General features: G+C 69.5%; 9 protein-coding genes. 7 read left to right on the top strand and 2 right to left on the bottom strand.

Going from position 1 to position 12,812, the window contains the following annotated elements; genetic code table 11:
• The first annotated feature begins 13 nt into the window (after positions 1 to 13).
• From L3Q67_RS04240 to L3Q67_RS04225, 4 genes are all read left to right on the top strand, one after another.
• On the top strand, positions 14 to 1,441 hold the full coding sequence (locus tag L3Q67_RS04240; protein WP_499188287.1) for an FAD-dependent oxidoreductase: 1,428 nt from the start codon (positions 14 to 16) through the stop codon (positions 1,439 to 1,441).
• A gap of 202 nt (positions 1,442 to 1,643) precedes the next feature.
• Positions 1,644 to 4,841 (top strand): non-ribosomal peptide synthetase, encoded by a 3,198-nt coding sequence (locus tag L3Q67_RS04235; protein ID WP_499188286.1) that lies wholly within the window; start codon positions 1,644 to 1,646, stop codon positions 4,839 to 4,841.
• Between the two features lie 5 nt (positions 4,842 to 4,846).
• On the top strand, positions 4,847 to 6,457 hold the full coding sequence (gene cmdF, locus L3Q67_RS04230) for a lyase family protein (protein ID WP_499188285.1): 1,611 nt from the start codon (positions 4,847 to 4,849) through the stop codon (positions 6,455 to 6,457).
• Between the two features lie 22 nt (positions 6,458 to 6,479).
• On the top strand, positions 6,480 to 8,042 hold the full coding sequence (locus tag L3Q67_RS04225; RefSeq protein ID WP_499188284.1) for a 4-hydroxyphenylacetate 3-hydroxylase N-terminal domain-containing protein: 1,563 nt from the start codon (positions 6,480 to 6,482) through the stop codon (positions 8,040 to 8,042).
• 462 nt (positions 8,043 to 8,504) lie between these two features.
• Here the strand turns inward: L3Q67_RS04225 and L3Q67_RS04220 are convergent, their stop codons facing one another.
• Together L3Q67_RS04220 and L3Q67_RS04215 are read right to left on the bottom strand one after the other, a co-directional pair.
• On the bottom strand, positions 8,505 to 8,921 hold the full coding sequence (locus L3Q67_RS04220) for an SgcJ/EcaC family oxidoreductase (RefSeq protein WP_209664538.1): 417 nt from the start codon (positions 8,919 to 8,921) through the stop codon (positions 8,505 to 8,507).
• A 27-nt stretch (positions 8,922 to 8,948) separates the two neighbouring features.
• Complete coding sequence (locus tag L3Q67_RS04215; protein WP_209664539.1) at positions 8,949 to 10,130, bottom strand: acyl-CoA dehydrogenase family protein; 1,182 nt, start codon at positions 10,128 to 10,130, stop codon at positions 8,949 to 8,951.
• Between the two features lie 191 nt (positions 10,131 to 10,321).
• On the opposite strand from L3Q67_RS04215, the gene L3Q67_RS04210 reads away from it, so the two are divergent.
• From L3Q67_RS04210 to L3Q67_RS04200, 3 genes are read left to right on the top strand one after another with little or no spacing between them, the layout of a single operon-like run.
• Positions 10,322 to 11,665 (top strand): condensation domain-containing protein, encoded by a 1,344-nt coding sequence (locus tag L3Q67_RS04210; RefSeq protein ID WP_499188283.1) that lies wholly within the window; start codon positions 10,322 to 10,324, stop codon positions 11,663 to 11,665.
• A gap of 41 nt (positions 11,666 to 11,706) precedes the next feature.
• A complete protein-coding gene (locus L3Q67_RS04205; protein ID WP_209664541.1) occupies positions 11,707 to 11,952 on the top strand; it encodes a phosphopantetheine-binding protein in 246 nt (81 codons plus the stop codon).
• The gene (locus tag L3Q67_RS04200) at positions 11,949 to 12,785 is read left to right on the top strand and encodes a phytanoyl-CoA dioxygenase family protein (RefSeq protein ID WP_282772820.1); all 837 of its coding nucleotides are present in this window, start codon (positions 11,949 to 11,951) and stop codon (positions 12,783 to 12,785) included. Before L3Q67_RS04205 ends, L3Q67_RS04200 begins: the two co-directional genes overlap by 4 nt.
• The last annotated feature ends 27 nt before the right edge of the window (positions 12,786 to 12,812 follow it).

The raw sequence follows: 12,812 nt of genomic DNA, 5'->3' as shown, positions 1-12,812 counted from the left end.
GGAGACAACCGTTATGGCCGACGTGACCAAAACACGCGCGGTGGTGCTCGGCGGGAGCATCGCGGGGCTGTTCGCCGCCCGGGTGCTCGCCGATGCCTACGACGAGGTGCTCATCGTGGACCGCGACGCGCTCATCGGCGTCGACGGACCGCGGCGGTCCTGCCCGCAGGGCAAGCACATCAACGGCCTGCTCGCCCGTGGTCAGCTGGCGATGGAGGAGATGTTCCCCGGCATCACCGAGGAGATCTTCGCCGACGGCGTGCCCACCGGTGACCTGGCCGGCGACGTGCGCTGGTACTTCAAGGGCAAGCCGATCAAGCAGCAGGACGCCGGGCTGACCTGCGTCTCGGCCAGCAGGCCGATGCTGGAGAAGCACATCCGCCGGCGGACCAACGCGCTGGAGAACGTCACCTTCGTGGAGAAGCACGACATCCTCGGGGTGACCACCAGCGAGGACAAGCGCCGGATCACCGGCGTCAAGGTGCAGCGCCTCGGCACCAAGTCCGCGGAGAAGGTGCTCAGCGCCGACCTGGTGGTCGACGCCACCGGCCGCGGCTCGCGCACGCCGATCTGGCTGGAGGAACTGGGGTACGGCCGGGTCGAGGAGGAGCGCAAGAAGATCGGTCTCGGCTACGTCACCCAGCACTACCGGCTCACCGAGGACCCCTACCACGGTGACCTGTCGATCAACCCGGTCGCGTCGGCGGCCCTGCCGCGTGGCGCCATCTTCACCAAGACCGACGGCGGCCGCGTCGAGCTGACCACCTACGGCCTGCTCGGCGACCACCCCCCCACCGACCAGGCCGGCTTGCTCGAGTGGCTGAAGACGCTGTCCACCCAGGACATCTACAACGCGGTGAAGACCGCGGAGATCCTGGACGAGCCGGTCGCCTTCCGCTTCCCGACCACGCTGCGCCGCCGCTACGAGAAGATGGACCGCTTCCCGGACGGCCTGCTCGTCGTCGGTGACGCGGTGACCTGCTTCAACCCGGTGTACGCCCAGGGCATGACGGTGTCCGCGCTGTCCGCGCTGACCATCCGCGGCCACCTGCACAGCGGGGCCACCCCGGACCCGAAGCTGTACTTCGCCGACCTGGCCCGCGACGTCATCGACCCGCCGTGGGAGATGACCAACACCGTCGACCTCAGCTTCCCCGGGGTGGAGGGCAACCGCACCTTCGCGCTGAAGGTGCAGCAGTTCTTCCTGTCGCTGACCCAGACCGCCGCCTCGCGCGACGGTGATGTGGCCGCCGCGTACATGAAGACCGCGGGCATGGTCGCGAAGCCGGAATCGCTGATGCAGCCGAAGATCCTGTTCAAGATCATCAAGGCGGTGCTGTTCGGCCGGAAGAACCAGGCCGTCCCGCGCAGCGCCGCGTCGCCGAAGGTCACCGCCCTGCCAGGGAACAACGCGGTGGCCGAGGAGAAGAAGGCGGCCTAGGTGCTGTCCGGTGAGTCTGGTCGATGGGCTTCGTGATCCAGGTGGTTCCTGGCGGTGCGGGCGATTCGGCCTCGTACTGGCCGTACTCGGCCGAACTCGCCCGTGCCGTCAGGGGCCGCCTGGGCGCGGAGAGCGCGACCTTGACTTACCGGACAGCGCCTAGCGCCTCGCCCTCGCCCGATACCGGAACGGAGGAACAGCAGTGTCGGAGGACAACCGCGGTCGCGCGCTTCCCGAGATCTCCGCCGTCACCTCCGTCCGGCAGGACGAGGCGTGGTTCGCCGACCGGCTCGACCCGGGGACCCCGGCTGCCTCCCGCAGCCGGGCCTACCGGGTCTCCGGTCCGCTGGACGTCGAACTGCTGGGCCGGGCCTGGCAGGAAGTGGTGCGCAGGCACGACATCCTGCGGGCGAGCATCACCGAGGTCGGCGGGCGGCCGGTGCAGCGCATCGCCGCCGCCGACCAGATCGGCAAGTCCTTTGTGGACATGGGGCTGGTGCCGGACGCGGAGGACGCCGAAGACGAGTTGTGCGCCGACATCATCGGTGAGCCGCTCTGGCTCGGCGAAGGCCCGCTCGCCCGGCTCACCGTGGCGGGCACCGCGCCCGACGAGCACGTGGTGGTGCTGGTGGCACACCGCGCGGTGGCCGACGAATCGTCGATGGTCATCCTGCTCGACGAGCTGTCCCGCCTCTACACCGCGGGCGTCACCGGCCGCCCGCTCCGTGACGCACTGCGTGCCCCGCTGCTGCAGTACGGCGAATTCGCGCGCTGGCAACGGGAACGCGAGGGTTCGGTCGAGCACGCGCGGCTGCTGGACTGGTGGCGCGGGGAGCTCACGCCGGCGCCCCCGGCGCTGACCCTGCCGCTGCACCGCGACCGGCCCGCCGGCCCGTCGACCACCGGTGGCACCGTGCGGTTCAACTGGGGCGCGGAACTGGCCGGCGCCTTGGCCGCGTTCGCCCGCGAGCAGGGCGTGGACCCGGCCGCCGTGTTGCTGACCGCATTCACCTGCGTGCTGCACCGGTTCAGCGCGGTGGACCGGATCCCGGTCGGCCTGCCGGTGCGGGCCCGGCCGTGGTCGGCCTTCGACCGAGCGGTCGGCCCCTTCGACTCACCGCTGGTGCTCACCACCGGCTTCACCGGCAGGCCGAGCTTCCGGGAGGTGCTGAACCGGGTCCGCATCCAGCTCCGGGAGGCGTCCGCGCACGGCGGTCCGACCGAGGGGCAGCTGGCCCGCGCGCTCAACCCGGCCAGGGACCCGCGGCACAGCCCGTTCTTCGACGCCGGTTTCGTCTACCGCGAGCACGAGTCCATTGTGGAGTCGGACGGCCTGGTGCGCGGGGTCGAGGTGAAGGACCCGGCCTTGCGCCTGCGTGGTTGTACCGTGCGGCGCGAGAAGTTCGACCCGCTGTGGGCCGACGCCGACTTCACCCTGGCCGTCGACGAGATCAAGCCGGAGATCAGCGGCGGGTTCCGCTACCGCACGGCCATGATCGACGCGCGGATCACCCGGTTCGTCGCCGTGCAGTTCCGCACGCTGGTGGAAGCGGCGCTGGCGCACCCGGACATGCCGGTGGCGAACCTGCCGCTGGACGCCCCGGCCCGGATCCGGACCGCGGTCGTGGCGGCCGACCGGATCGAGGCCACCGCGCCGGTCACCGCCACCGTCGCCGCGCAGGCCCGCACGCACTCCGGGGAAGCGCTGCCCGGGGTTTCCTACGACGAGCTGCTCGCTCGTGCTGATGCCATCGCGGCGGTCCTGCCGCCGGGCCCGGTCGCGATCCGCATGGCCACCGGTGCCGCGCAGGCCGCCGCCGTGCTGGGCGCCTTCACCGCCGGGGCGCACGTGGTCTGCCTCGCCGCCAGCGACTCGGGGGAGCGGGCGCGGTCGGTGCTGGCCGACATCAAGCCCGCCGTGCTGCTGGTCGACGGCGTGGCCGAAGACCCGATCGCGGCCTGGTACGCGGAAGAGCTCGATGGCACGGTCGTCGACGTCCGTGCCCTCGAACCGGCGACACCCCGGCCGATGGCCGTCGCGCTGACCGATCTCGCCTACGTGGCCTACACCTCCGGTTCCACCGGCAAGCCCAAGGGCATCACGCAGAACCACGCCACGCTCGCGCAGTTCACCGGCTGGTTCGCCACGGAGTTCCGCATCGGCCCCGGCACCAGGGTGGCGCAGTGGGCGGCCCCGGGGTACGACGCCAGTCTGTGCGAGATGTTCGCCGCGCTGACGAGTGGCGCGACCCTGCACCCGGTGCCCGAGCGCATCCGCGCGAACCCCGAGAAGCTGACCACCTGGCTGGCCGCCGAGGAGATCACGCACTTCCAGACGGTCCCCAGTTTCGCCCGTGAGGTGCTCGGGGTGCTGACCCGCACCGGCGAGCGGCTGCCCGCGCTGAACCACCTCCTGCTCGCCGGCGAAGCGCTGCCCGCCGACCTGGCCAACGGCCTGCGCGCGGCACTGCCGTCGGCGCGGCTGGTCAACCTGTACGGGCCCACCGAGTCCATTTTGGCCACTTGGTACGACGTCACGGTCACGCTGCACGGGGTCGCGCCGATCGGCAGGCCGATCCCCGGCCGCCAGGTGCTGGTGGTGGACGGCGAGGACCGCCCGTGCCCGGCCGGCGTGACCGGCCACCTGGTGCTGCGCAGCCCGTACCTGACCCCCGGCTACCTCGGCGACGTCACCACGAACGCCTTCGAACCGCTCCGCCCGCGGCCGGAACTCGGGGTGGTGGGCGGTGCCTGCTACCGCACCGGCGACCTCGGCCGGGTCCGGCACGACGGGGTCCTCGAGTTCCGCGGCCGCCGCGACGCCCAGGTCAAGGTGCTGGGCATGCGCATGGAGCTCGGCGAGGTGGAGGCCGCGCTGGCCGCCCACCCGTCGGTCGCCGACTGCGCGGTGATCGGCGTGCCCGGTGCGCACGGGCTGGTGTCCCGCCTGCTCGCCTACCTGGTGCTCGCCGAGCCGGGGGAGGCGCCGGTGCCGGAGTTGCGCAGGCACCTGGTGCGCCGGTTCGGCAAGACGCTGCTGCCGCTGACCTACCAGACCGTCGACGCGCTGCCGCGCAACGTCGGCGGCAAGATCGACCGGCGGCGGCTGCCGGTCCCCGAAGTGGCCCCGGCCGTGGCGCGCGCCGAGCCGGACGGGCCGCTGCGGCGCACGATCACGGCGATCTTCGAGGAGCTGACCGAGGCCGCCGAAGTCGGCGCGGACGACGGTTTCTTCGCCGTGGGCGGCCATTCGGTCCTGCTGCCGCGGCTGCTGCACCTGATCCGCGTGCGCCTGGGCGCCGAACTGTCCCTGTGGGACTACTTCGCCGATCCGACGCCCGCCGGGCTGGCTGCGGCCGTGTCCCGAGTTCTTCCCGCTGATGGAGCAGAAAAGGAGTGAGGAACGTGACTGATTCTGTGGTCGACGCCGAGATGCCGGTTACCTTCGACGGCGAAAGCCTCGACATCGCCGGTGTCCGCCGGGTCGCCGCGCGCGAGGTGTTGTGCACGGTATCCCCGGAGTCCATGGCCAAGGCCGCGACCAGTCGCAAGATCTTCGAGGAGACGGTCAACCAGGGCGCGCCGGTCTACGGGGTCACCACCGGCTACGGCGAGATGATCTACATGCAGGTGGACGTCTCGAAGGAGGTGGAGCTGCAGACCAACCTGGTGCGCAGCCACAGCGCCGGGGTCGGTCCGCTGTTCTCCGAGGAGGAGTCCCGCGCGATGCTCGCGGCGCGGCTCAACGCGCTGGCCAAGGGCTACTCCGCGGTGCGCCCCGAACTGCTCGACCGGCTGGCGCTGTACCTGAACCTCGGCATCACCCCGGCCATCCCGGAGATCGGCTCGCTGGGCGCCAGCGGTGACCTCGCGCCGCTCTCGCACATCGCGATCACGCTGATCGGCGAGGGCTACCTGCTCAAGGACGGCAAGCGGGTGGAGACCGGCCCGGTGCTCAAGGCGCACGGCATCAAGCCGCTGGAACTGCGGTTCAAAGAGGGCCTGGCGATGATCAACGGCACCTCGGCGATGACCGGCCTCGGCTCACTGGTGGTCGGCCGCGCGCTGGACCAGGTGCGCCAGGCCGAGATCGTCACCGCGCTGGTGCTGGAGACCCTGCAGGCCTCCACCAGCCCGTTCCTCGCCGAGGGCCACGACGTCGCCCGCCCGCACCGCGGCCAGATCGACACCGCGTTCAACATGCGTGCGCTGATGAAGGGCACCGCGCTCGCGCTGGAGCACGCCGAACTGCGCCGCCAGGCCGAGGCCGCCCGCGACGACACCGGCGTCACCAAGACCGAGGTGTACCTGCAGAAGGCGTACACCCTGCGGGCCATCCCGCAGGTGGTCGGCGCCATCCGCGACACCATCTACCACGCGACCGAGAAGCTGACCACCGAGCTGAACTCGAGCAACGACAACCCGTTGTTCTTCGAGGGCCAGGAGATCTTCCACGGCGCCAACTTCCACGGCCAGCCCATCGCCTTCGCGATGGACTTCCTGAACCTGGGCCTGACCCAGCTGGGCGTGTTCTCCGAGCGGCGCACCAACCGGCTGCTCAACCGCTACCTCAGCGAGGGCCTGCCCGAGTTCCTCGTGGCCGGCGACCCGGGGCTGAACAGCGGCTTCGCCGGTGCGCAGTACCCGGCCACCGCGCTGGTCGCGGAGAACCGGACGATCGGCCCGGCCAGCATCCAGAGCGTGCCGTCCAACGGCGACAACCAGGACGTGGTCAGCATGGGCCTGATCGCCGCCCGCAACGCGCGCAAGGTGCTCGGCAACGTCAACTACATCCTGGCCGTGGAGTTCCTCGCCGCGGCGCAGGCGGTGGACCTGTCCGGCCGGTACACGGGCTTGAGCCCGGTTTCCAAGGCGACCTACGAGATGGTGCGCTCGCTGGTGCCCAAGGTGGACCGCGACCGCTTCATGAGCGACGACATCGAGGCCGTGGCCGCGGCGATCTCCCGCGGCGAGTTCGTCGATGCCGCCCGTCAGAGCGGCGTCGAACTGCGCTGAGCAATCCACAAGGGAGAGTCCGATGACGGACGAGCAGGACGGCGTGCGCAAGACGCGCCCGTTCACCGGTGACGAGTACATCGAAAGCCTGCGGGACGAACGGGAGATCTACATCTACGGCGACCGGGTCAAGGATGTGACCACGCACCCGGCGTTCCGCAACCCGATCCGCATGACGGCCCGGCTCTACGACGCGCTGCACGACCCCGCCCAGCAGGGCGTGCTCACCGCGCCGACGGACACCGGGTCCGACGGGTACACCCACCGGTTCTTCACCACCCCGCACAGCGCCGAGGACCTGGTCGCCGACCAGAAGGCGATCGCCGCGTGGTCGAGGCTGAGCTACGGCTGGATGGGCCGCAGCCCCGACTACAAGGCGTCGTTCCTCGGCACGCTCGGCGCGAACGCCGATTTCTACGCGCCGTTCGAGGACAACGCGCGGCGGTGGTACCGGGAGTCGCAGGAAAAGGTCCTGTACTGGAACCACGCGATCGTGCACCCGCCGGTCGACCGCAACCGGCCGCCGGACGAGGTCGAGGACGTCTTCATCCACGTGGAGAAGGAGACCGACTCGGGCCTGGTGGTCAGCGGCGCGAAGGTGGTGGCCACCGGTTCGGCGCTGACGCACTACAACTTCATCGCCCACTACGGCCTGCCGATCAAGAAGAAGGAGTTCGCGCTGGTCGCCACGGTGCCCATGGGGTCGCCGGGGATGAAGCTGATCTGCCGCCCGTCCTACACCGCGACCAGCGCGGTGATGGGCAGCCCGTTCGACCACCCGCTGTCGTCGAGGCTGGACGAGAACGACACCATCCTGGTGCTGGACAAGGTGCTGATCCCGTGGGAGAACGTGTTCATCTACGGGCACATCGGCAAGGTGCAGCTGTTCACCGGCCGGTCCGGTTTCCCCGAGCGCTTCACCTTCCACGGCTGCACGCGGCTCGCGGTGAAGCTGGAATTCATCGCCGGCCTGCTGGCGAAGGCGCTGGAGATCACCGGTACGAAGGATTTCCGCGGGGTGCAGAGCAGACTGGGTGAGGTGCTCGCCTGGCGCAACCTGTTCTGGGGCCTGTCCGATGCCGCGGCGCGCAACCCGGTGGCGTGGAAGAACGGTGCCGTGCTGCCGAACCCGGCGTACGGTCAGGCGTACCGGTGGTTCATGCAGATCGGGTACCCGCGGGTGCGGGAGATCGTGATGCAGGACGTGGCGAGTGGGTTGATCTACTCGAACTCGAGCGCCGAGGACTTCAAGAACCCGGAGATCCGGCCGTACCTGGACAAGTACGTGCGCGGTTCGGACGGGGTCGACTCGGTGGAGCGGATGAAGGTGATGAAGCTCCTCTGGGACGCCGTCGGCACCGAGTTCGGCGGGCGGCACGAGCTGTACGAGCGCAACTACGCGGGGAACCACGAGAACACCCGGGTGGAGCTGCTCAACGCGCAGCTGGCCAGTGGCGAAGTCGAGGGGTACAAGGCCTTCGTGGACCAGTGCATGTCGGAGTACGACCTGAACGGCTGGACCGTGCCGGACCTGTCGAACTTCGATGAACTACGCCAGTTCCGAGGCAACATCCTGAACGGCTGACACCTCATACAGGACACGAATGTGGCTTTGGGGGCCGAATACGCCCCCAAAGCCACATTCGTGTCATCCCCCCTCCCCGACATGCCGTGAATGTGGCTTTCACAGCGAATTACGCCGTGAAAGCCACATTCACGGCACCTGCACGCCCCCCCACCACCAAACCGGCGCCCGGCCACACAAACCCGAGCCCAAGAACCTCGCCCGCCCCCCCCACCACCACCATCAAACCGGCGCCCGGCCAGCAAACCCGAGCCCAAGAACTTCGCCTGCCCCCCACCACCAAACCGGCGCCCGGCCACACAAACCCGAGCACCAGAGCCACCCAGCCCTCCCCATCCCCGGTCCCAAGCCCAAAACACGGCGAAGGCCCTCTTGTCAAGGTACGTTTCCCAGCCTTGACAAGAGGGCCTTCGCCGTCGTCACACTAAAACACCGGGGTGGCCCCCGAATAACCCGAACAACCTACCCCCGCGGACTGTTCTGATAAGCCGCCAGCTTCCACTGGCCGGCCTCCTTCACCACGACCCACGAAGCGCGGATCGCCCGCTCATCGGCGACCTCGGCCTCGTCCCCGTGGAGCACACCGCCCTGCGTGATCAGGACGCCCGCCTCGGCGCTGAAGAACTCGATGCTGATCGGCTGCCCGGTGACCCGGGTGCCGTTGTACGGACCGGCGAAGGCGCCGGCCATGAACGCGCGGATCTCGTCCTTGCCCTTGCGGAACAGGCCCGGCAGGATCATCGTGCCGTTCTCGGTGAACACCTCGGCGAAGGCGTCGGCGTCGTGCGCGGCCCAGGCCGCGATGATCCGCTGCGGGATGTGCGCGACGGCGGCCTGGTCCCCGGCGGACGGGGTGGTCCGGACTGCGGCAGTGGTCATCTCCGTTGGCTCCCTCGGCTCAGCTGCTCAGATGTACAGGGTGTTCGGCTCGAGCCCGCACAGGACCCGCCCGTACAGCTCGTTGTTGGTGTTCGGGTGCATCAGCGCGTGCAGGTTGACCGCCTGGATGTCCCGCGCGATCCGCTGGATCGGCACGTCGCTGTAGATCGACGACCCGCCGCTGGCGGTGGCGAAGATGTCCACCGCCTCCTTGGCCAGCCGCACCACCGCGCCCATGTCGGCACGGGCCTGGGCGCGCTCCTCGAGCTTCCACTCCGCGCCCTGCTCGCCCTTGCTGTCCACAAGGGACGTGAGCCGGTGCGCGTGGAACCCGACCTGGTCCACCTTCAGCGTGCCTTCCGCGGCCTGCAGGTGGGTCAGCGGCGCTTCCGCCTGGTTCTCGTAGGCGGTGTAGGTGATCTTGCGCTTGCCGACGCGCTCGAAGAACGCCTCCTTCGCGGCCTGCGCCACGCCGACCACGGTGCCCACCGACGAGGCCGAAGCCACCGGCAGCAGCGCGTTGCGGTAGATCGGCGAGTTCGCGTTCAGCTGCGACGCGTACTGGCCCTGGAGCACCAGCGGCAGCGGGATGACCCGAGCCGACGGCACGAACAGGTCCTGCGCGACGGTGCTGACGCTGCCGGTGCCCTTGAGGCCGGAGGTGTACCAGTCGTCGACGATCTGCAGTTCCGACATCGGCACCAGCGCCATCACCGGCACCGGCTGCTGGTCGGGCGCCACCAGCACGGCGATGATTTCCTGCCAGTGCGCGTGGTGCGCGCCGCTGATGAAGCTCCACTTGCCGTTGACCACGATGCCGCCGTCGACCGGCGCGGCCATCGCCGACGGGCTGAGCGTGCCGCAGATGCGCACGTCCGGCGTGGAGAAGACCTCGTCCTGGACCTCGTCCGGGAAGGTGCAGGCCATCCAGGTGGGGATCCAGTAGACGGACGCGGTCCACGAGGTGGAGGCGTCGGCGCGGCCGAGTTCGGTGGCCACGTCGACCAGGGTGCGCGTGTCGGCTTCGTAGCCACCGTAGCGCTTCGGCACGCGGAGCTTGAACACGCCGGCGTCGGCCAGCGCCTCGATCGACTCGTCGTGGATGCGCCGGTTCTCCTCGGCCCAGGCCGCGTGCTTCTTGATCAGCGGCGAAAGCTCGGACGCGCGACGAACAAGTTGCTCCCGCGTCGGAAGATCGATCGTCGTCATCAGTATTTCCTCCTAGAAAACAATCAGCCGAGAATCACCCGACAATCCTCCCGATGGTCGCATTCGCGCGGACCGGGCGGAGTCTTCTCGATTGCCGCCCCTGCCAGGCAATTCGGGAGAAGCGCCGCTCGTTCGCGGCTGGCTACGATCCGCTTGTCGCCGGTTGAACCACCAGAAGGGTTCGGGAGAACATGAGTACTGCAGAGGACCGGATCCCGCTGTCGCTCAACCAGGAGTTCCTGTGCATGTGGGACCAGGGCGACGAGGCGGGGCCGTTCGGGCCGAAGTACAACATCATCTTCGGCGTCCGGGTCACCGGTGGCGTCGACGAGGGCGTGCTGCAGTCCGCTTTGGACGATGTGGTCGTCCGCCACGAAGCCCTGCGCACCCTGGTGATCCGCGACGAGAAGTACCAGAAGGTGCTGCCGCCGAGCCAGGTGCCGCTGTTCGTCAGCGACCTGGGTGACGTGCCCGCCGCCGACCGCCAGCTGCGTGCCGAGCAGTTCATCGGCGAGATCGAGTCGGGCGCGTACAGCGCGGTGGAGCTGCCGCTGATCCGGGCGTTCCTCGGCCGGTTCGACGGGGACGACGCGGTGCTCGTGCTGATCGTGCACCACACCGCGGCCGACGAGTGGTCGATGCCGCTGATCATGCGCGACCTGGCCGCTTTCTACGCCGGCCGCCTGGAGAACCGCCCGCACGGCCTGACCGACGCCCGGCAGTACCCCGAGTATTCCGTGTGGGAGAAGCAGAAGCTGACCAGCGACTCCGCCGCGAAGTCGCGCGAGTTCTGGGCCAAGGAGCTCGAAGGCGCGCAGATCCTGCCGCTGAAGACGCACTTCCCGCGCTCGGAAGGCCGCGACAAGACCACCGCCTGGCACCGCTTCTCCATCGCCGAGGACCTCGGCGCGGCGCTGCTGAGCACCGCGAAGACCACGCGCAGCTCACCGTTCATGGTGCTGCTCGCCGCGTACAACGCCTTCCTGCACAAGCTGACCGGTGAGACCGACGTGGTCGTGATGACCTTCACCTCCGGTCGTGGCGAGGCCTCCTTCCACGACACCGTCGGCGCCTTCTTCAACTACCTGCCGCTGCGCACCGACCTCAGCGGCTGCGAGACCTTCGCCGACGTCGTGAGCCGCACCCGGCGCACCTGCCTGCGGGCCTACGCGCAGGACATCCCGTTCGGGGAGATCGCCGCGCAGGCCCCGCAGCTGATGGGGCCGGGCATGGCCGACGACGGCGCGCCGTGCGCCTTCCAGGTGTTCCGCTCGCCGTTCGCGGCGACCGGGGACGCGGGCGGGTTCACCTATCGAGAGATTCGCCGGCGCCTGCTGCCGCAGGCCGCCGGTGGGGACATCCCGGACGGCTCGATGTGGCACATCGACATGGAGTTCGACGGTGAGATGGCGGGCACCCTCGGCTTCAACACCAACCTGTACGACGCGGACGGCATGCGTGAGCTGGCCGCGAACTTCCTCGGCACGCTGAAGAACACCGTCGGCGCGCCGGACACCCCGCTGGACCAGATCTAGCCGACGCGGCGCTGGCCGATGACACCCGGAGGATGGGCGAGATGACGAGCAACCTGGACCTCGAGCAGACGGTCGGGAAGATCTGGAAGGAGGTGCTCAGCGTGCCCGACGGCAAGGGCGAGGCCACCTTCTTCGACCTCAACGGCGACTCGATCACCGCGGTGCGCCTGGTCTCCCGGATCGAGGACGAGATCGGCGTGGAGATCGAGGTCGGTGACATCTTCGAGGAGGACCCCTCGCTGGCCGTCCTGGTGAAGGACGTGGTGGCGAAGGCGGCCGCCCGGTGAGCGGTCTGGTCCGCGTCCGGTCCGGCCACAGCCTCGACGACGTCGAAGAGATCCTCGAACGCGATGGCGCGATCATCGTCGAGGACTTCGCCGACGACATCACGCGCGAGGCGCTGCTGGCCGACTTCCGGCCGGCGCTGGAGGCACAGGACTACGGCGACGACTGGTACAACGGCACGAAGACCCGCCGGGTGTCCTCGCTGTTCGGGCGCACGAAGGAACTGACACCGATCGTGACGCACCCGCTGTACCTGGGGGCGGCGCGGCGGATCATGCAGAAGCCGGTGCCGATCTGGCTGGGGCGGTCGCGCGTGGAGATGACGCCGACCATCCAGATCAGCGGCACGCAGCTGATCCAGATCCACCCGGGGCAGGGCAAGCAGCCGCTGCACCGCGACGACGCGCTGCACCTGCGGCGACACCCGGGGCCGACGAGCCGGGTGCAGATCATGGTGGGCCTGAGCGAGTTCACCGCGGAAAACGGGGGGACGCTGGTCATCCCGGGCAGCCACCACTGGGACGACGAACGGCCGCCGCTGGCGAGCGAGGCCATCCCGACGGAGATGCCGGCGGGCGGGGCGCTCATCTGGCTGGGCGGGGTCTACCACGGTGGCGGGAAGAACGTGGGAGATTCTCCCCGGACCGGGATGACGATCGCACTGGACCTGGGGAACCTGCGGCAGGAGGAGAACCAGTACCTGGCGGTGCCGCGGGAGATGGTGCTGGCCTACCCGGAGGAAGTGCGGCGGTTGCTGGGGTATGACCGGTGCCCGCCGGGGTTGGGGTGGTACGAAATGGAAGACCCTTATTCGTTGCTGGTTTCGGAGGAGTGAGCCACCCCGGGTTTTCATTGTGACGAC

It is taken from the genome of Saccharothrix sp. AJ9571, from assembly GCF_021725495.1.
In the GTDB taxonomy this organism is placed as follows: domain Bacteria; phylum Actinomycetota; class Actinomycetes; order Mycobacteriales; family Pseudonocardiaceae; genus Amycolatopsis; species Amycolatopsis magusensis.
This window is presented reverse-complemented; position numbering and strand designations above follow the sequence as displayed.